This is a genomic window from Oerskovia turbata (assembly GCF_000718325.1).
GTDB lineage: Bacteria > Actinomycetota > Actinomycetes > Actinomycetales > Cellulomonadaceae > Oerskovia > Oerskovia turbata.
This window is the reverse complement of record NZ_JOFV01000002.1, coordinates 238,158-258,122: the sequence shown is the minus strand read 5'-3', so window position 1 is coordinate 258,122 and position 19,965 is coordinate 238,158. Positions and strand designations below refer to the sequence as shown.

Here is a 19,965-nt window from a genome sequence, read left to right as displayed (position 1 = left end):
ACCCAAGGAAGGGCGTCGATCCCGTGAAGACGCCGGTGCATGCGTACGCTGGAGCCCGTGTCTGCCATGAGTGACTTGATCTCCCGCCATGCCGAGCTGTCGCCTGCCGACAACGAGTGGCTGCACCTTCTCGTCGGGGACTGGCAGGTCATCTCCGACCTGGCGTTCGCCGACCTCGTCCTGTGGCTGCCCACGGGCGACGGGAACTTCGTCGCGGTGTCCCAGTGCCGGCCGAGCACCGGGGCCACCGTGCACTACGACGACATCGTCGGCTCGATGGCCCCCGACGGTCAGCGACCCCAGCTCGAGCGCGCCCTGTCGGAGGCCCGCTCCCAGCGGTCCCGCGAGCCCCGCTGGTTCGGGGCGTACGCCGTGCGTGAGGAAGCCATCCCCGTCGTGCACAACGGGCACGCGATCGCCGTCGTGGCCCGGCAGACGAACCTCGGCAGCGGACGCACGCCCAGCCGGCTCGAGCTGAACTACGTCGAGGCCGCCGACGACCTCATCGCGATGATCTCCCGCGGCGAGTTCCCCGCGCCCAACGCGGCGACCGGCCCCCGCCGGGGCGCCCCTCGCGTGGGCGACGGGCTGATCCGGCTCAACTCCGAGGGCGAGGTGCTCTACGCGAGCCCCAACGCCCTGAGCTGCTTCCACCGTCTCGGCGTGATCGGGCCGCTCGTGGGGCGCTCGCTCATCGAGGTCACGACCGACCTCATCGAGCACCAGACCCCGGTCGACGAGTCCCTGCCTCTCGTGGTCATGGGGCGGGCGCCGTGGCGCACCGACATCGAGGCCCGTGGGGTGGCGCTGTCGCTGCGCGCCCTGCCGCTCACCGAGTCGGGGCAGCGCATCGGTGCGGTGCTGCTCTGCCGCGACGTCTCCGAGCTGCGTCGCCGCGAGCGCGAGCTCATCACCAAGGACGCGACGATCCGCGAGATCCACCACCGGGTCAAGAACAACCTGCAGACGGTCGCCGCGCTGCTGCGCCTGCAGGCACGGCGCATGGACGTGCCGGAGGCGCGGGCGGCGCTCGAGGAGGCCATGCGCCGCGTCGCGACCATCGCCCTGGTGCACGAGAGCCTGTCCCAGACGCTCGACGAGGAGGTCGAGTTCGACGACATGGGCGGGCGGGCCCTGCGCCTGGCCGCCGACGTCGCCTCGGCCGACACCAAGGTCCGCACGGTGCAGACGGGGAGCTTCGGGCTGGTCCCGGCCGAGGACGCGACCCCGCTCGCGCTCGTCCTGACCGAGCTCGTGACGAACGCGGTCGAGCACGGGCTCGCAGGCCGCACGGACGGGACGGTCGAGATCGACGCGCGGCGCAGCGGTTCGGCCCTGCGGATCGTGGTCGCGGACGACGGTGTCGGCATGCCGCTGCCGGGGGCCGCGCCCACCGTCAAGGCCAAGAAGAGCGGTCTGGGGTCGCAGATCGTCGCGACGCTCGTCACGAACGAGCTGGGCGGGACGATCGAGTGGTCGACGCGTCCAGGAGGTGGGACGCAGGTCGTCCTGGAGCTCGTCCTGCGCGACGGCGCGGGCTCGCGCCAGGGCTGAGACCTGGCCTCACGGAGAGGATCGGACGGTCCGACAATTCTCTTCCGTGGGCAACATAAAGGGCCGTCACCCGCAGGTGACGGCCCATTATGAGAAAAGTATGTGAAGCTCAGCCGGCGCGACGGGCGCGAGCGGTGCGACGCTTGAGCGCGCGACGCTCGTCCTCCGACAGGCCGCCCCAGACACCCGCGTCCTGGCCGGACTCGAGCGCCCACTTGAGGCACGTGTCGACGACGTCGCAGCGGCGGCAGACGGCCTTCGCCTCTTCGATCTGCAGGAGGGCGGGGCCGGTGTTCCCGATCGGGAAGAACAGCTCCGGGTCTTCTTCCAGGCAGGCAGCGCGGTGGCGCCAGTCCATGTGAGGTCTCCTTGGCATGGCGAGCAAGGCCACTTCGTGAATGTGTCGGACGCACGTCCACAATGGGCTTCGGGCTCAGGTGGGGGGTAATTGATGCTTGAACTAGGTTCACATCTCGTGAAGCCCAGCACAAGGGGTTACCGGAAAGTTTCTTCGGGGTGAACCGTGAGGTCTTGGTCACACTTCGGTGAAGGTGCAGGTCACGCGTACTCTGGGTTGTCGTGGCACCTGTGAGCACCCCGAATCAATCATCCCCCGAGCCTCCCGAGGAGGGGGCGGGCCCGTCGGTGACGCGTCCCGCCGGAGCGAGGCCGCCCGCGTTGTGGGTCGTGGTCGCGGGGATCGCTCTCGAGGTGCTGGCCCTCGCGACCGCGGCCGTGGTCGTCCTCGCCGAGCTCCTCGCGGGCGGTTCCTTCTCGGCCGGGGTCTCGATCTTCCTCGCCCTGTTCTGCCTCGGGGTCGCGGTCGTCCTCGCGGCAGGTGCGCGTGGACTGCTCCGCGGTCAGCGCTGGGCCCGGTCACCCGTGGCCACCTGGCAGCTCCTCCAGATCGTGGTCGCCTTCAGCTGGCTCCAGTACCAGGTCACGCTCGGCGGGATCGGCACCATGGCGCTCGCCCTGGTCGTGCTCGTCGGTCTCATGCTCCGCCCGGTCGTCGTCGCCACGACTCGGGACGCGGTCCGCGCCGACGGCTGAACCTGGTCGCGGCCGTCGCTCGACCCGAGGCGCCTCGCCCGGCCGTCCCTCGCCCGGCCCGGCCTCGTCCGCGACCGGTGCCGTCGCGGGCCAGGCGAGCTGGACGGGGACCAGCTCGTTGCCACGGACCGCGACCGCGCGACCCACGGGCGAGACCTCGGGATCGACCGACCAGCCCAGAGGTCTCCCGAAGACCTCGCCGCTGCCGCGTTCCTCGGGGGCCAGGACGAGGCCGCTGCGCACGCTGCGCAGCTCGGCGAGGAGGCCCCGGTGAGCGGTCGCGGCCGCGACCGTCGCCGCCGACGCGAGGACGGCGACACCGGCGCGCACCAGGTCGGTGAGACCGTCCACCTCGACGGGGAGCACCTTGCCCAGCAGGTCCAGGTCGTCGACGACCACCACGTCGCCCGCCGTGAGCCCGCCCGCCGACAGTGCTCCGAGAACCGTCCGCACCTCGGCCGACGACGGCCCGGTGACGACGTGCACGCCGTGCACGCGGTGCGCTCCGTCCCGGACGAGGTACTCGAACCGTGCGTCGTGCGAGACGACGACCCGCAGCCTCCCGGCGGCGTGCGCCTGGCGCGCGAGGACCAGCAGGGTGCTGCTTCGCCCGCTGCCCGCGGGGCCCACGACGAGGGCGCCGCGCGCGGCATCGAGGTGGACTGGGCCCGCGTGGTCGCCTCCGCGCCCCACGACCAGGCCTCCGGGCGGGAGGACCGCGGCGCGGGCCACGCCCGCACCCGCATCCGCGCCCCCACCCGCGCCCGCGCCGACGACGTGGCAGGTCGCCTCGGCGTCCACGACGTCGGCCTCGGCCACGTACCGGGGCAGCGGGAGCAGGCGCACCGGCGCGCGGCGGCCCGTCGCCCCGCCGGGACCGTCCGCGCCCTCGACCGCACCGCCGGGCGTGGCGTCGACGACCACCTGGCACTCGACGGCGTCGCCCGCGCCGAGCCAGACCGCCCGTCCGGGACGCCCTCCGCGCCCGGCGAGCCGTGACGGGACACCGTGCGCGACGTCGTCGGGCACGGTGTCCGAGGCCAGCACGAGGCGAGGCCCGACGCGCTGGGACAGCCCCGCGAGGCCCGCGGAGCCACCCGCGAGCGCGACGTGCACGCCGTGCGCCGGTCCTTCCGCGAGCAGTCGACCGAGCTGGTCGGCACCCGCCCCCGACGCGAGACGGCCGAGGGACGTGCGCAGGTCCTCCACGTCGTCGAGCAGCACGAGCGTCGGGTGGACCTGCGCACCGCGGAGCAGCAGGTCGACGAGGCGTGCGACCCGTCGCGCGTCGTGCCGTGGTACGACCGTCCCGCACCGTGGGTGCTGCGCGAGCCCGTCCGTGAGCGTCGCCGCAGCGCCGACGACGTGGACGTCCCATCCGCGGTCGAGGGCGCAGACCGCGAGCGCGCGCAGGGCCGTCGACCGCCCGGATCGTGGGCGCCCGAGCACGGCGAGGTGCCCGTCCTCGGGGCGCCAGGAGACCAGGCCGCGCCGCTGCTGGTCCGGCAGGTCGGCCAGGGCCAGGGGCAGGGCGTCCGGCGTCGCCTCGTCGAGGAGCGCGCCCTCCAGGTCCGACGGCGTCACGCGAGCCGGGAGGGCGGGGAGCCACGGCGGCGCATGGGCGGGGAGGCGGGCGGCGTCCGCTGCGGCGACCACGGCCGCGACGAGGTCGTTCACGGGGTCGGTCGCGGGCTCGACGTGGGTGCGGCCCGGGCCCCGGGGCGTCCCCCATCGCCCGACGGCTTGCACCCGGTCGCTCGGTGCCGACGCGGGTGTTCCCGCGTGCGCGCACTGGAGCGCGAGCGGCGGTTCGTTCCCGCGCCGCAGGACCGCCCGCCCGGGGCGACCGGTCGGGATGCTCGCGGCGTCGGGTGAGTCGATCACGTCCCGCGAGTCGCCCGGGTCGATCTGGCGGAGCGCCAGCCGCAGGGAGATGTTCGCGCGCATGTCGGCCGTCACGGCCCCGGCGGGGCGCTGCGTGGCCAGGACGAGGTGCACCCCGAGCGACCGGCCCTGCGACGCGAGGCGCAGGAGACCGGGGAGGAAGTCCGGCAGGTCGTCGGCGAGGGCCCGGAACTCGTCGATCACCACGACGAGCCGGGGCAGCGTCCCGCGGGGCAGGTCGTCGACGTCGGACACGCCGGCCTCCGCCAGGGCGTGCTCGCGCCTGCGCAGCTCGGCGCGCAGACCGGTGAGCGCGCGACCTGCGAGTCCCGGCTCGAGGTCCGTCACCTGCCCGACGACGTGCGGAAGTCCCACGCAGGCGCCGAAGCCGGCCCCGCCCTTGAAGTCCACGAGCGCGATCGCGAGGTCGCGCGGGCTGTAGGTGAGGGCCAGCGCCAGCACGAGCGACTGGAGCAGCTCGGACTTGCCCGCCCCCGTGGTCCCGGCGACGAGGGCGTGCGGCCCGTCGCGGACGAGGTCGACACGGACGGTCGCGCCCTGCGCGTCGGAGCCGATCGGGACGTCCAGGCCTGGGTGGGCGTGCTTCGCGGGCACCGACCACCGGGCGGCGACCCAGGCGGACGACGCGCCGGGCTCGTGGCGGCGCGGCGCGTGCAGGAGCGCCGCGAGCGAGACGTTCGCGGCGAGGTCGGGGTGGGCAGGGTCCGTGGGGTCGACGGGGCCCGCGGTCTCGATACCGGCAGGCCAGCGGCCGAGGCGTGCCGCGGCGGCGATGTGCCGCGCGTACCGTTCGGCCCGGTCGACGCCGACCCCGACCTGTGCGGCGGGTTCGACCGTGCCGTCGGGCAGGTGCCAGGTGTGCCCGGCCGTGTCGAGGACGGTGCGGCACCAGGCCGGGACCGATCGCCGGTCGGCGGCGAGCAGGATCAGCCGCTCGGTCCCCGTCCGTCGTGCCCACCACGTCTCGAGGGCCTCGACCAGGTCGTGGGACGTCACGCCCCGGCGTCCGGGAGCGGTCGCGAGGTCCACCACGACGCACCGGACCGGTCGGGGGTGGTGCTCGCCGCCGTCTCCTGCCTCGTCCTGGGGCGTGCACACCACGAGGTCGCTCCTGCGGGCGCCGGGCAGCCAGCGCAGCCAGGACCAGTCCGACGCCAGGTCCTCCCGGTGCACGGCGTCGATCTCGGCCCCCGAGGCGACCTGGGCGAGGAGCAGGGCACGGGCGGCCGCCAGCCGGGCGCCGCGAGGTCCGACGACTGCCACGCAACCGTCGGGCAGGAGGGCCCCCTGGGCCCTCGGGAGGGCGGCCCGGGGCGAGATCCCGCCGAGGGAGTGGGAGGCCACGACCGGGGACGCGGCCGGCGAACGCGACTCGGTCGCGTGGTGCGCGGCGAACGCGGCGGTCATGAGGTCGGCCGGGTGCGGGGCGGGGTACCGGGACCGGTCGAGCAGGGAGCCGGGGACAGGGGTGCGCTCCTCGTGCGGGGACGACGACGCGGGCGAGGAACGGTGCCCCGACGTCCGGGACCGGTCCGCGGACCGCGCCGGATCGATGCCCGGCCCTCCGGGGGCCGACCCGTGCGGCACGGCGTGGCCCCCTCGCGTGCCGGGCCGGTCGCGCAGGGCGGCGCGGCGCCGTCGGGCGAGCAGGGGGACCAGGAGTGCGAGCGGGCCGACCAGCGCGAGGAGCGCGAACAGCGGTTGGCGCGTGCCCGCAGCGAGCGCGAGAGACCCGACCGCCGGCGTGATCGCCATCGTGAGCGACGCAGGGTCGAGGAGTCCTCGTGGCACGGCCGGGGCCGGGAGGGAGAGCCCGCTCGGGACGTCCCACGCGTCGAGGTCGGGCCGTGGACGCAGGTCGTAGGTCGTGGCCCCGACCTGGAGGACGTGACCCGGACGCCACCGACGAGCGGTCCGGCGCCGCACGCGCCGCGCCCTGCCCTCGGGCTGTCGGTGGACCCGGACCGCCTCGGCCGTGCGGACCTGGGCGGAGAGGCGACCCGTCACGCGGGCCGGGACGCGCCGACCGACCCGCACCTGCACCCGTGCCCTCGTGGTCCACCTCCGCGCGCTCGGGCGGCGTGACGCCCTCAGCGTGACGACGACGGTCGGGCCGGTCTCGTGCCCGAGGTCGAGCGGGGAGCCCGGTTCCAGCGGCAGCAGGGCGCCGCACTCAGGTCCTGTGAGCACCGCGACGTGCCAGGGGGCACGCAGCGCGGCGGCGTCCGGTTCGACGGGGTCGGCGCGCACCGTCCCGGGGGTGCGCGCAGGTCGGCCGTGCGTCCCGGTGATCGTCGCACGGAGCGTCGCCCCGGGCAGGAGAGGCCGTGTCCCGACCCGGTGGTCGTCACCGAGCGGGACCCCGTCGACCTCGAGCGGAGCGGTCGCGACCTCGGGGCGGCACGCGACGCGCGCGAGGTCCGGTCGGAGGTCTCCCAGGCGGGCACCGGGGACCACGTCCAGGTCGACGCCGGGATGGAGGGTGATGAGCACCCGACGATCCTCGTGGGCATGCTCGGCTCCGCGCACGCACGGACGGCGCGCCTGTGGACGAGGAGATCGTCCACAGGCGCGCCGTCCGGCGTCCTTGCGCAGGGTGGCAGGGTCAGTCGACCGCGAGCGCCTCCACGGGGGACGTACGGGCTGCCGAGCGGCCCGGGATCACCGAGGCGAGCAGACCGGCGACGAGCGCCACGACCATGACCAGGGCGACGTCGCGCCACGGCACGGCGAGCGTCACCTCGCCCATCACCGCCAGGGCCGCGGACGCGCCGGCCCAGCCGTACAGGAGGCCCAGCAGGATGCCGAGCACCGCACCGACCCCGGCGATGAGCATGCCCTCGATCGCGAGCATCCACCGCAGCTGCGACCGGCTCAGGCCGATGGCTCGCAGGGTCGCGGACTCACGGCGGCGTTCGATGACCGAGAGCGAGAGCGTGTTCGCGACGCCGATGAGGGCGATGACGACCGCGACCGCGAGGAGGCCCACGATGACGCCGAGGATCGTGTCGACGACCTTCTGGTACATCGCACGCTCGACCGCGGCCCCCGTGACGTCGATCGGGACGTCGGTCTCCGTGAGCGCGTCCTGGAGGGTCGGCACCACGGACGCGGCGTCGTTGACGTCGGCCAGCCCGACCCATGCGCTCGTGACGGGCGCACCCGTCGCGACGCCCTCGAGCGTCTGCGGCGTGACGAGCAGGGCACGACCACCCATCGGGGTCACGAGCGCCTCGAGGGTCGCGGGCGTGCCCTGAGGGTCTGCGTCGTCGGGGAGGGGGGCCGCGGTCAGGACGAGCTGGTCGCCCGAGGAGATGTCCCAGTCCTTGGCGACCCCCGCCGGGACGACGACCGTGCCGGGGGCCAGGCCCTCGACGGCCTCCTTGTCGCGCACGAGCGTCGTCGCCGCCTCGGGGTCGACCCCGCGTGCGAGGAACGTGATGTCGTCGCCGTCGAGGTCGACCGTGACGGACGTCGCCGTCAGCGGGACGACGGACTCGACGCCGTCGACCTTCTCGGCCGCGCCGATCGTGGACTGCGGGAGCGCGACGGGCTGGTTGCCGCCGAACTCGTCGTAGCCGTCCGTCGCGAGCGAGACGTCCACGGGGTAGCGGCCGTCGAGCTCGTCGTTCATGCTCATCCGGGCACTCACGGCCCCTGTCGACATCATGGCCACGAGCGTCACGCCGATGAGGAGCGCGGTGCTCGTCGCGGCCGTGCGGCGCGGGTTGCGCAGCGTGTTCGCGGCCGCGAGCTTGGCCGTGCTGCCCGAGCCCGTCAGTGCCTTGCCCACGAGGCTCACGACCTTGGGGAGCCAGAAGATCGCTCCGACGAGGACGCCCACGAACGAGGCCGCGCCACCGGCGGTCGCGGCGAGCAGGCCCGCTTCCGCGCTGCCCTGCTGTCCCAGGAGCACCCCCAGGACGAGGAGGCCCGCACCGCCGACGACGAGGATCGAGGAGATCGCGAGGCGGACGCGTCCGGCGCCCGACGTGAGGGTCGGTGCGTCGGAGGGGCGCAGCGCGGCGAGCGGGGCGACCCGGGTCGCGGCACGCGCCGGCGAGAACGACGCGACGAGGGTCACGACGGTCCCGACGAGCAGCGGGACCAGGACCGCGACGGCCGTCGCCTGGACGACCGAGGGCAGCGGGATGCCGAGGTCCATGCTGCCCGCGACGGTCAGCGCGAGCTGGACGAGCCCGGTGCCGAACAGGATGCCGGCGACCGAGGCGACCAGGCCCAGGATGACGGCCTCGAGCAGGACGGAGCGGGCCAGCTGCCTGCGGTCCGCGCCGACGCAGCGCAGCAGCGCGAGCGTCCGGGTGCGCTGGGCCACGAGCACCTGGAAGGTGTTCGCGATGACCAGGGCCGCCACGAGCAGCGCGATCGCCGCGAACGTGAGGATGACGTAGGTGAAGACGTCCTCGCCGCCCGTCATCTGGGAGGCCTGGTCCTTGGCGTACTCGGCGCTCGTCCAGACCCTGGTGTCTCCCCCGAGCGAGGTCGCGATCGACGACCGGGCGGCCTCGAGGTCGGCACCGGGCGCCAGGGCGACGAGCACCGCGTTGTACGAGGTCGTCGCCTCGCCGGGGGCGTAGCCCTCGGCCTCCCAGGCGGTCAGGTCGTCGTTCGACAGGACTCCGGCGCCGCCCACCTGGGCGTAGGCGCCCATCGGGTCGTCGAGGGTGCCGACGAGGGTCAGCTTCTCGTTCGTGTCGAAGTAGCTGCCCGCGGGGGCGTCCTCGCCGGGGGCGACGGCGTCCTCGGACGGTGTGCTCTCCTCGGTCGTGGCGCCGGTCTCGTCCGCTGCGTCCTCGGCGCCGGGGGTCCACACCGAGCGCACGATCGTCACGGGGTCGCCGAGCCCGAGCCCGAGCCGCTCGGCGACGTCGGACGGCAGCGCGATCTCGCCCGTGCGGGTGGGCATCGCGCCCTCGACGAGCTCCTGGGCCTCGAAGCGCGGGTCCGAGGCGGTCGGGACGACGACCTGGTAGGTGCGCTTGCCGCCCGAGACGAGCTCGTAGGCCCGCATGACCTGCGGGTCGGCGGCCTCGACGCCCTCGGTCCCGCGGATGTCCTCGAGCCCTGCCGGGTCGATGCCGGGACCGTTCGAGACCACGAGGTCGGAGTCGGCGAACTGCGCGGCGATCGAGTCGGTCGTGACGCGGTTGATGATGTTGCCCGCGAGCAGTGTCGCGGTGAGGAAGGCGGTCCCGATGAGGATCGCGATGCCGGCGGCGCTGAGCCGTCCGATGCTGCGGCGCATCTGCGCCAGGGTGAGCCGGACCATCAGGCGCGCACCGCCGTCGGGCCCGTGGCGCCGGCGAGACCGTCCGCGGGGTCGCTCTCGAGCGTGCGCAGCGCGTCGAGCCCGGCGAGGACGGACTCGGGCGTCGGGTCGTCGATGTCGCCCGCGATGCGGCCGTCCGCGATGAGGATGACGCGGTCGGCGTAGGCGGCGGCCGTGGGGTCGTGCGTGACCATGATGATGGTGCGGCCGAGCTCGCGGACCGAGCGGCGCAGGAAGCTCAGGACCTCGGCGCCCGAGCGCGAGTCGAGGTTGCCGGTGGGCTCGTCGGCGAACACGACCTCGGGCTTGGCGATGAGCGCGCGGGCGATGGCAACGCGCTGCTGCTGTCCGCCCGAGAGCTCGCTGGGGCGGTGCGTGAGGCGCGCGCCCAGGCCCAGGGTCTGGACGAGGGTCGCGAGCCACTCCTTGGTCTCGGTGTCGACCTTGCGGCCCGCCAGCTCGATCGGGAGCGTGATGTTCTGCTCGGCCGTGAACATGGGCAGCAGGTTGAACGACTGGAAGACGAAGCCGACGCGGTCGCGGCGGAGCCTGGTCAGCTCGTTGTCGCCCAGCGCGGTGATCTCGGTGTCGCCGATGAACCCCTGGCCGCTCGATGCGGTGTCGAGCCCGGCGAGCAGGTGCATGAGCGTGGACTTGCCCGACCCCGAGGGGCCCATGATCGCGGTGAACGCGCCCTTCTCGAAGTCGACGTCGACGCCGTCGAGCGCGCGCACGGTCGCCTCGCCCTTGCCGTACAGCTTGGTCAGGGACCGGGCGCGCACGGCGGGCGTGCCCGGTGAGGCGGCGGTGCCGGGGATGGGCTGGTACACGGTGGTGTCCACGTCTGCTCCAGGGAGTTCGTCGTCGGTAGGTCCGGGTCCCGGGGCGGGGCGCGTGGTGCGTCCGGCGTCGGGGCCGAGGGGGTGCGGGGGAGGGCGGAGGCCCTCGTTCCCACCTGATGTCGACACTAGGAGCGGGGACGTGCCCGCCGCGTCCGGCGAGGGGCTGGTCCTGGTCGCGGGGGGAGTCATCCCGTGGTCGTACGCGCCTGGTCGTGCGGGTACGCCGCGCGTCGAGCAGGGACGCGTCGGGAGCCCGTCCGGTGCGTGGTGAGGCGCCAGGTGCCCGACGGCGTCACGCGCCCGGGCGCACCAGTCCCGTCTCGTAGGCCGTCACCACGGCCTGCACGCGGTCGCGTGCCTCGAGCTTGGCGAGGATGCGCCCGACGTGCGTCTTGACGGTGGCCTCGGCGACGAACAGGTCGGCTGCGATCTCGGTGTTCGACCTGCCTCTCGCCATGAGGACGAGCACCTCGCGCTCACGCTCGGTGAGCGAGGAGACCTGCTGCTGGGCGCCGGTGTCGGCGAGCTGCTCGGCGGGCAGCGCCACGACGAGGTGCTCCAGGAGCCGGCGCGTCGACGACGGGGCGATCACGGCGTCGCCCGAGTGCACGGTGCGGATCGCCGCGAGCATCTCCTCGGGAGGCGCGTCCTTGAGCAGGAAGCCGCTCGCCCCGGACCGGATGGCCTCGAGGACGTACTCGTCGAGGTCGAACGTCGTGAGCACGATGACACGGGGCACGTGCTGCCCGTCCGCGGCCGCAGCGGTGAGCTGTGCCGTCGCGGCGAGCCCGTCGAGGTGCGGCATGCGCACGTCCATGAGCACGACGTCGACGGGGTGGTCCGCGAGCAGCCGCAGCGCCTGGAGACCGTCACCGGCCTCGACAGTGACCTGCAGGTCGGGCTGCGAGTCGATCACCATCCGGAACCCGGCCCGCACGAGCTGCTGGTCGTCGACGAGCGCGACCCGGATCGGGGCGCGCTCGGGCAGGTCGGGCGTGAAGAACGTGGAGGTCATGGGTCCTGACGATCGTCGGGTGCGGGTGCGGGTGCGGGTGCGGGTGCGGGTGCGGGTGCGGGTGCGGGGCGGGGGCTGCGGGGATCCATCCTGCCCGACGGCTGGGCCGGCGGGAGCGGTACGGGGCCGGGACCCGCCGTCGGACCCGTCGGACCCGACGGCGGACCGGGGACCGGCGGGACCGGCGGGACCGGGGGCGCGGCGCCGTCGAGCCGGGGGATGGGCAGGGTGAACCGGACGCGGAAGCCACCCCCGGGCCGTGGACCCGTCGTGACGGCCCCCCCGAAGATCACGGCGCGCTCGCGCATGCCGAGCAGCCCGTAGCCGGGGGTGTGCGAGCCGTCCGCGGAGGCGCCCCGTCCGTCGTCGTCGACCGCGAGCTGGAGCGTGTCGACGCCCCAGGTCACGACCACCGTGACGGTCGGGTCGGGGCCCGCGTGCTTGAGGATGTTCGTCAGTGCCTCCTGGCAGACCCGGTACACGGTCAGGCCGGCGCCCGGGGGAAGGGCGCGCGGTGTGCCCATGCGGACCAGCGAGACCCGCATGCCGCTGCTGCGCACCTGCGCCACGAGGGACTCGAGGTCGGCCGAGTCGGGCTGCGGGGTGAGCTCCACGCGACGGGTCGCGCCCGTGACGGGCCGGGGATCCGTGGTGGGTGCGCCGCCGGAGGCCGCGGGTGTCCCGGGAGGTCCCGCAGGGAGAGCGTGGGGGAGCGGGCGGGGCCGGTTGTTGAGGCCGGGGGCGTGCGTGAGCTGGGCGGGTCCGGCGGAGGTCGCGGCGTCGCGGTCGTCGGTGCGCAGGACCCCGAGGAGCCGGCGCATGTCGGCCAGCGCGGCGCGACCCGTCTCCGAGACCGTCGTCAGGGCGCGCGTGGCGGCGGCCGGGTCGGCGGCCCCCGCGTACCGGCCGCCGTCGGCCTGGGCGATGATGACCGACAGCGAGTGGGCGACGATGTCGTGCATCTCGCGGGCGATGCGGGACCGTTCCGCGGCTGTCGCGATCTGAGCCTGCTGGTCGCGCTCGACCTCGAGGCGCTCGGCGCGGTCGACCAGTGCGTTGATGGTCTCGCGGCGCGACCGTCGGAGGAGCCCGAACGCCCAGACGGCGAGGAACATCATGGTCGTGAACATCGTGGCGAACACGAGGACCCCGGCGGCCTCGCCCGGGCCGCTCGCCTGCATCGCGAGCGACAGCCCGAGCACGAGGGAACCGGCGGCCGAGGAGATCATCGCGGTGCGGTGCGCCCAGCGGGGGCCGTAGACCGTGACGGAGAAGAGCGAGATCAGCAGGAGGAAGTCGGCCGGGAGGAAGACGATCCCGAACAGCAGGTGGAGAAGCGCGACCGCGTAGACCGTGATCGCCGACGCGACGGGGCGGACCCGGCGCCACGGCAGCGGGACCAGCATGCCGATCGTGAACAGCGTCGAGAGCGACGAACCACCCGTGGCGGACGTGCCGAGCGCCCAGGTCGCGGGCACGAACGCGAGCGCGATGACGAGCGTCGTGGTCATGTCGACACCGAACCGGTGCCGCTCCCACCACTTGCCCATGTTCTCGTACCAGCCCATGCGTGCCAGCCTAGGTGCGGCCCGTCGCCGACGGAGTCCACCCGTGGGCGGACCGGCGACGCGACCAGGCGCGACCGGGGCATGACCCGGGCGCGAGACCGGGACGGGAAGCCCTGGCACGAGCCCCGTCCCGGCGTGTCGGGAGGGCGTCTTCCCATGACGTCCGGACGGCGTGGGCATGGCGGGCGCTACCGGGTGCAACCGGGCAGACCCGGGCAGAGCAGAGCACCGCTGCCACCGGCGTCCATCAGGTGTGTCATGGGTGTCCCACAACGCCTGCCGGATAACGCCAAAGTTCTGCGAATGCCCTAGCATGATCGAATGACCCACGTACTGCTAGCGGAGGACGACCCGGCGATTGCCGAACCTTTGGCGCGTGCGCTGACGCGTGAGGGTTACAACGTGGTCGTGCAAGGAACTGGTCAAGGAGCGATCGACGCCGCGAACGGCGTCGACATCGTCGTGCTCGACCTGGGCCTCCCGGACATGGACGGCCTGGACGTCGCACGTGAGATCCGCAACAAGGGCCTGACCACGCCGGTCCTGGTCCTGACGGCCCGCGCCGACGAGGTCGACCTCGTCGTCGGTCTCGACGCCGGCGCGGACGACTACGTGACCAAGCCCTTCCGCCTGGCCGAGCTCCTCGCTCGCGTGCGGGCGCTCCTGCGACGCACCCACGGTGACACCACCGACGAGGAGGAGCTGGTCGCGCAGGACGTCCGCATCGACGTCGCTGCCCACCGCGCTTTCCAGGGCGACCGGGAGCTGCACCTGACGACCAAGGAGTTCGAGCTCCTGCGCGTGCTCATCGCGAGCGCGGGCTCGGTCGTCGTGCGCGACACCCTCATGCGGGACGTGTGGGGCTCCGAGCCCGTGGGCTCCACCAAGACGCTGGACATGCACGTGTCCTGGCTGCGTCGCAAGCTCGGCGACGACGCCAACTCGCCGCGCTACGTCTCGACGGTCCGAGGACTCGGCTTCCGTTTCGAGACCGGCGAGGGCTGATCAGCCGACAGGGCTGAGCGAAGGAGTAGGGCGTGCGTCGACGCGTGCTGCAGGCGACGGTCGCGGCCGTCGCCGTCGCCGTCCTCCTCCTGGGGTTCCCCCTGGCCTTCCTGGGAGCGCAGTTCGTGCTCGCCAACGAGAAGGCCCAGCTCCAGGGGCGGGTGGACACGCTCGCCAGGAACATCGACGCCCGGCTCTCGCAGAACGAGCCGGTCCCGCAGTCGGTCCTGGACAACGCGTCCGAGGGGCGCCCGGGAGAGCTGCCCGCGTACGTCTTCGTGAACCTGCCCGACGGCGAGCAGATGACCGCCGGCGAGGTCATCTCGGGGCGGGTCAACGAAGCCGCGGACCGGACCGACCAGAACGCGACGGTGGTGCTGACCACGTCGTTCGCGGAGAGCTACTGGAACGCCGCGCAGGTCGTCCTGCTGGTCGTGGCGGCCTCCGTGGTCGCCTTCGCCGCAGGCATCGCCATGGCCGTGTGGCAGGCCAACCGGCTGTCAGCACCGCTCGTGTACCTCGCGGCCTCGGCCGAACAGCTCGGGTCCGGCCAGGTCCGGCCCCGCCTCGAGCTCTCCGGGGTCGAGGAGATCGACCTCGTGGCCGCCGAGCTCGCGCGCAGCTCGGACCGCCTCGCGGGTCGCCTGGCCGCCGAGCGCCAGTTCGCCTCCGACGCCTCGCACCAGCTCCGGACCCCGCTGACCGCGCTGAGCATGCGCCTCGAGGAGATCTCGATGGCCTCGGACGACCCGGGGATCCAGGAGGAGGCGCGCATCTCGCTCGAGCAGGTCGAGCGCCTCGTCACGGTCGTCGACGACCTGCTGACCCAGTCCCGTCGCGCGCAGGGTGGCACGACCGAGGCCGTGCGCCTCGTCGAGGTCGTACGCCAGCAGGAGGAGGAGTGGGTCCCCACGTTCGCCAAGGCGGGCCGCCGGCTCGTGGTCGACGTACCGGACGGCTACCAGGTCCTGGCGACCCCCGGCGCGCTCGCCCAGGTGCTCGCCACGCTCATCGAGAACTCCCTCAAGCACGGGGCGGGCACCACGACCGTGCGCGCTCGCCCCAGCGGGACCAGCGGCGCCGTCGCGATCGAGGTCGGGGACGAGGGGGACGGAGTCTCGGACGAGATGGCCTCGCGCGTCTTCGAACGCGGTGCGACCTCGGGTGCCGGGACAGGGCTCGGCCTGGCGCTCGCCCGCGACCTGGCCGCGGCCGACGGTGGGCGGCTCGAGCTGGCCCAGCGCCGCCCGCCCATCTTCGTGCTCTTCCTCGCAGGTGTCCCGCGTACCCTCGACCCGCGGATCGTGCTCCCGACCGGGACCACGATCTCGGCCTCCGGCGCGCGCAGGCGTCGCAGGCGTCGCGGGCAGGACACCGAGGGGTAGACCTCCGGTACCCGTCGCCCGACCTCAGCCCGGCGAGGAACCTGTGAACACGACGCGCCGGTAGGCGACGTAGCGGAACACGTTCGCGAGCGCGAGGCCGACCCCGTTCGCCGCGACGTTCTCCGCGAGCGGGGAGGTCAACCCCAGGACGCTCGTCGTGAACGCGAGCACACCGAGCGAGATGGCCATGCCCCCGGCATTGACCAGCAGGAAGGTCAGCAGCTCGCGGCCGTGCCGGCTCGTGCGGCGGTCGGAGAACGTCCAGTAGCGGCTGCCGAGCCACGACACGACCGTCGCGACGCTCACGGCGAGCGCCTTGGCCTCGACCGGGCTCGCGCTCAGCGCGTCCCAGGGGCCGAAGCGCAGCAGGTTGAACAGGCCGAGGTCCACGAAGAACGCGACGGTCCCCACGAAGCTGAACCGACCCAGCTCTGCGAGACGAGCGACGACGCGCGCCCTGTGCCGGGCCGCGCCGGACGTCGGGCGCGCGGCCGTCCCGGTGGGGACGGGCGCCCGGACGGGGGCGAGCGAGAGCTCGTCGACCTGGCTGGACATGGTCGGCAGGGTACGCCGTGGACCTGGGAAAGATTGCCAGGAGCAACCGCCCGGTGGGACGGGTCGGCCGAGGGGCGGTCGAGCGACTACCCTCGGTACACGTGTCAGCACCAGTGATCGCCGTTGTCGGAGGCGGGCAGCTCGCCCGCATGATGGCCCCTGCGGCCGGTGAGCTCGGAGTGCACCTGCGGGTGCTCGTCGAGGCTCCCGGGACGTCGGCGGCCCAGGTCGTGACCGACGCCCCGGTGGGAGCGGCCAGCGACGAGACCGCGATCCGCGACCTCATCGCCCCCGCGGACGGCAGGGCCCCGGCCGACGTCCTCACGTTCGAGCACGAGCACGTGCCCAACGACCTGCTCACCGACCTCATCGAGCACGGAACCCCCGTGCGGCCCGCGCCGCACGCCCTGGTCCAGGCGCAGGACAAGATCGTGATGCGCCGACGGCTGACCGAGCTCGGTGTGCCGTGCCCGCGCTGGGTCCCGTTGCCCGTCGACCCCGAGCAGGGGTACGCGACGCTCGCCGGGTTCCTCGCCGAGGTCGGCGGCCAGGCCGTCGTCAAGACGTCGCGCGGCGGCTACGACGGCAAGGGCGTGCGGGTCGTGTCCTCGGCCGACGAGGCCGCCGACTGGCTCGCCGCCGCGGCAGCGGGCGGCCCGCAGCTCCTCGTCGAGGAGAAGGTCCCGTTCACGCGCGAGCTCGCAGTCCTGGTCGCGCGGAGACCGAGCGGCGAGGTCCGCACGTGGCCCGTGGTCGAGTCGATCCAGCGCGACGGCGTGTGCTCCGAGGTCATCGCCCCGGCCCCCGACCTGACCGCCGACGAGGCGGAGGAGGCACGCCAGGTGGCGGTAGCGATCGCCGAGGGGCTCGACGTGACCGGCGTGCTCGCGGTCGAGATGTTCGAGGTCATCAGCGGCGCTGTCGGCGCTGACGGTGCTGTCGGCGCTGACGGGACCGTCGGCTCGGCCGACGGCCGCCCCGCCCGCCGTGTCCTGGTCAACGAGCTCGCGATGCGCCCGCACAACTCCGGCCACTGGACCATCGACGGCTCGGTCACGAGCCAGTTCGAGCAGCACCTGCGCGCCGTCCTCGACCTGCCGCTCGGCGACACCGCGCCCACGGCCCCGTGGACCGTCATGGCCAACGTGCTCGGCTCGAGCCTCCCGGCGCTCACCGACGCCCTGCCCGACGTCCTGGGCGCGTTCCCCGACGCGCGCGTCAACCTGTACGGCAAGGACGTGCGCCCCGGACGCAAGCTCGCCCACGTGAACGTGAGCGGCCAGGACCTGGGTGAGGTCCGCCGTCGGGCACTGGGCGCCGCCGCGCTGCTGCGCGGCGAGACGCTCCCCGAGAACCGCACCACCGACGAGACGAAGGCCTGAGCAATGACCGAGAACACCGCCGCGACCGGCAGCCCCGTCGTGGGGATCGTGATGGGGTCCGACTCCGACTGGCCCGTGATGCAGGAGGCCGCGAACGCGCTGCGCGAGTTCGGCGTGGCCATCGAGGTCGACGTCGTCTCGGCCCACCGCATGCCCACCGAGATGATCGACTACGGCCGCGAGGCCGCCGGCCGCGGGATCCGCGTCATCATCGCGGGCGCCGGGGGAGCAGCCCACCTGCCCGGCATGCTCGCGGCCGTCACTCCGCTGCCGGTCATCGGCGTCCCCGTGCCGCTGCGCTACCTCGACGGCATGGACTCGCTCCTGTCGATCGTGCAGATGCCCGCAGGCGTGCCCGTCGCGACCGTCTCGATCGGGGGTGCGCGCAACGCGGGCCTGCTGGCCGCGCGCATCCTCGCCTCGGGCGTGGACGACGACGCCGCGCGCCTGCGCGAGCAGATGGTCGCGTTCCAGGAGGGGCTCAGCGAGCAGGCCCACGCCAAGGGGGCCGCGCTGCGCGCCTCGGTCGCAGGTGAGCGCCGCACGGGGTTCGGGGCGTAGGCACGTCAGAGGCCCCCGCAGGACGAGCCCCGCGGTCTCGGTCAGCGCACGAGGTCGTCGTGCGCACGTTCCACCGTGCGCGTCAGGCCCGTCGGGGGACGAGCAGTGCACCGACCGGGACGGGCTCGCCCCGGTCGGTGCAGGCTCACTGCGGTAGCCCGCCGACCACACCGGGCGCGAGCGTGCCGTCTCGGACGTCGGTCCAGAACACGGGACCCAGGTCCGGGTCGAGACGGACGGTCGAGCCGATGCCACCAGGACGGTAGTCCGGGTCGGAGATCGGCGGGGTCCCCGTGACGCCCTCGGGGCCGTTGGCCTCGCGGAACGCCAGGGCCATCCGCCCGAGGTCGATGATCCCGGTCCTCTGGTCGACGACCATCGAGGCCAGGCCCGCGTCGAGGAGCGAGACCTGGGCCCAGGGCTTGAGCAGCAGGCTCTTGTCGGCCGCCTTCGCGCTCACGGCCCCGATGACCTGTCGCTGGCGTTCGGCCCTGCCGATGTCGCCCTGGACGTCCGCATAGCGCATCCGCGAGAACGCGAGAGCGGTGTGGCCGTCGGCAGGGTGGCACCCGGCCGTCCAGACCAGCTCGCTCCTGGGGTCGTCCACGTCGTAGTCGAGACACAGCTCGACCCCTCCGACGGCGTCCACGATGCCCTCGACACCCCCGAAGCCGATCTCCACGTAGTGGTCGACCGTGAGGCCCGTGAGCCCCTCGACCGTCTGCACCAGCAACGGGGCACCACCCCACGAGTAGGCCGCGTTCAGCTTGGCCGCACCCTTGCCGGGAACCTCCGCGAACGTGTCGCGCGGCAGGCTGATCAGCGCCGCCGGACCGCTGCTCGGCTTGTGGAGCACCATGATCGTGTCGGTACGAGCCCCTTCGGTACCGTCCTCGCTGATGCCCTCCCCTCTCGCGTCCGAACCTGCGAGGAGATAGGTCTGGCCAGGGGTGCCAGAGGCGTCGGACAGCGCATCGACGTGCTGGATCTTGCCGTTGGCCCAGACGAGCAGCCCGATGGGCCAGGCCAGGAGGAGCACCAGCGCGGTCGTCCCCAGGACCGCGACGACGCGTCGTCCGCGCCGACGGGAGCCGCCGGGCCGAGGGCGGGGTGGACCTCCGGCAGGGCGGACGGGGCCCCGCGGCCCCGAGGGACGGGACGAGGCGGACGCGGAGGCGTCGGAGCGGGACCCCGCGGTCCGTCGAGCCGCAGCCGCACCAGCGGACCCTGCCACGGGACGGGAGGGCGAAGGGCGCGCCTGCCTGACCGAGGAACCGCTCGCCGGTGCTCGACGCCCCGGTGCCGGAGGGACGGACGGAGGTGCGTCCGCCCCGTTCACGACGCGTCGCGGGCCGCCGTCACTTGGCGTGGCGCCCTGGCGGCCGACCCCGCGCAAGGGGACCGCCGACGGCGGTGTCCCCGGTCGCCCGGGCGGTGAGGATGGCCTGCGCGAGGACTGACGCCTGATGCGCGGCTCGCCTCCGGGCGCGACCTGGACGTCCGGCGGGATCGCCTCGGCCGGTCCGCGGCGCGCGGGACGCGCACCCTCCGACCCGACCTGGATCGCGTCGTCGGCGCTCGGAGGGCGCACCGTACGACCTGGCGCCGGTGTGAAGCTCGGTGGGCGGGTCCGGCCCGACGGGGTCTCGTCGTGGGGCATGGTCGCGTCAGCCGCCGACCCGGACGTCGTCGTCCCGTACGACGAACAGGCACGAGGGAGCGCGCCCCTCCGCCGTCGTGGACGGCGAGGGACAGCTCTGGCGCCACGAGCGCCGCGAACCTGCGGCAGTGCCGGTGGCGGAGAAGGAGGGCCGAGGAGACGTCACGGCTAGAGCCTATTGCGGCACCCG

Annotated in this window: 14 protein-coding genes; 6 read left to right on the top strand and 8 right to left on the bottom strand. The window is 74.0% G+C overall.

Translation table 11 applies throughout. The annotated features are described in order from the left end of the window. Nucleotides 1-66 precede the first annotated feature (66 nt). Complete coding sequence (locus IE95_RS0102625) at nucleotides 67-1,554, top strand: sensor histidine kinase (protein ID WP_036570569.1); 1,488 nt, start codon at nucleotides 67-69, stop codon at nucleotides 1,552-1,554. A gap of 109 nt (nucleotides 1,555-1,663) precedes the next feature. Here IE95_RS0102625 and IE95_RS0102620 read toward each other — a convergent pair whose 3' ends face one another. From IE95_RS0102620 to IE95_RS0102605, 4 genes are all read right to left on the bottom strand, one after another. Then, entirely contained in the window at nucleotides 1,664-1,912 is a 249-nt protein-coding gene (locus IE95_RS0102620; RefSeq protein ID WP_030150075.1) for a WhiB family transcriptional regulator, read from the bottom strand. Between the two features lie 518 nt (nucleotides 1,913-2,430). Next, entirely contained in the window at nucleotides 2,431-7,005 is a 4,575-nt protein-coding gene (locus IE95_RS0102615) for an FtsK/SpoIIIE domain-containing protein (protein ID WP_030150074.1), read from the bottom strand. 112 nt (nucleotides 7,006-7,117) lie between these two features. Beyond that, a complete protein-coding gene (locus IE95_RS0102610) occupies nucleotides 7,118-9,778 on the bottom strand; it encodes an ABC transporter permease (protein WP_240666279.1) in 2,661 nt (886 codons plus the stop codon). A 23-nt stretch (nucleotides 9,779-9,801) separates the two neighbouring features. Next, on the bottom strand, nucleotides 9,802-10,644 hold the full coding sequence (locus IE95_RS0102605; RefSeq protein WP_030150072.1) for an ABC transporter ATP-binding protein: 843 nt from the start codon (nucleotides 10,642-10,644) through the stop codon (nucleotides 9,802-9,804). 139 nt (nucleotides 10,645-10,783) lie between these two features. On the opposite strand from IE95_RS0102605, the gene IE95_RS21225 reads away from it, so the two are divergent. Next, on the top strand, nucleotides 10,784-10,915 hold the full coding sequence (locus IE95_RS21225; RefSeq protein ID WP_276319041.1) for a hypothetical protein: 132 nt from the start codon (nucleotides 10,784-10,786) through the stop codon (nucleotides 10,913-10,915). Between the two features lie 21 nt (nucleotides 10,916-10,936). On the opposite strand, the gene IE95_RS0102595 is transcribed toward IE95_RS21225, so the two are convergent. Together IE95_RS0102595 and IE95_RS0102590 are read right to left on the bottom strand one after the other, a co-directional pair. Then, complete coding sequence (locus IE95_RS0102595) at nucleotides 10,937-11,659, bottom strand: response regulator (protein ID WP_051702615.1); 723 nt, start codon at nucleotides 11,657-11,659, stop codon at nucleotides 10,937-10,939. Further along, entirely contained in the window at nucleotides 11,656-13,227 is a 1,572-nt protein-coding gene (locus tag IE95_RS0102590; protein WP_084689727.1) for a sensor histidine kinase, read from the bottom strand. The genes IE95_RS0102595 and IE95_RS0102590 overlap by 4 nt, the downstream gene beginning before the upstream one ends. 321 nt (nucleotides 13,228-13,548) lie before the next feature. Here IE95_RS0102590 and IE95_RS0102585 point away from each other — a divergent pair, with 321 nt between their 5' ends. Further along, complete coding sequence (locus tag IE95_RS0102585; RefSeq protein ID WP_030150069.1) at nucleotides 13,549-14,232, top strand: response regulator transcription factor; 684 nt, start codon at nucleotides 13,549-13,551, stop codon at nucleotides 14,230-14,232. Nucleotides 14,233-14,264: 32 nt separating this feature from the next. Continuing rightward, nucleotides 14,265-15,617, top strand: coding sequence for an ATP-binding protein (locus IE95_RS0102580; RefSeq protein WP_030150068.1), 1,353 nt, complete (start codon nucleotides 14,265-14,267; stop codon nucleotides 15,615-15,617). A 24-nt stretch (nucleotides 15,618-15,641) separates the two neighbouring features. Here IE95_RS0102580 and IE95_RS0102575 read toward each other — a convergent pair whose 3' ends face one another. Further along, complete coding sequence (locus IE95_RS0102575) at nucleotides 15,642-16,172, bottom strand: GtrA family protein (RefSeq protein WP_084689726.1); 531 nt, start codon at nucleotides 16,170-16,172, stop codon at nucleotides 15,642-15,644. A 101-nt stretch (nucleotides 16,173-16,273) separates the two neighbouring features. Here IE95_RS0102575 and IE95_RS0102570 point away from each other — a divergent pair, with 101 nt between their 5' ends. Together IE95_RS0102570 and purE are read left to right on the top strand one after the other, a co-directional pair. Continuing rightward, nucleotides 16,274-17,554: a 5-(carboxyamino)imidazole ribonucleotide synthase gene (locus tag IE95_RS0102570; RefSeq protein ID WP_051702614.1), complete on the top strand. Its 1,281-nt coding sequence runs from the start codon at nucleotides 16,274-16,276 to the stop codon at nucleotides 17,552-17,554. Between the two features lie 3 nt (nucleotides 17,555-17,557). Beyond that, complete coding sequence (purE, locus tag IE95_RS0102565) at nucleotides 17,558-18,115, top strand: 5-(carboxyamino)imidazole ribonucleotide mutase (RefSeq protein ID WP_030150065.1); 558 nt, start codon at nucleotides 17,558-17,560, stop codon at nucleotides 18,113-18,115. 145 nt (nucleotides 18,116-18,260) lie between these two features. On the opposite strand, the gene IE95_RS20980 is transcribed toward purE, so the two are convergent. Further along, nucleotides 18,261-19,154 (bottom strand): LCP family protein, encoded by an 894-nt coding sequence (locus tag IE95_RS20980; protein ID WP_240666278.1) that lies wholly within the window; start codon nucleotides 19,152-19,154, stop codon nucleotides 18,261-18,263. Nucleotides 19,155-19,965: the final 811 nt, after the last annotated feature.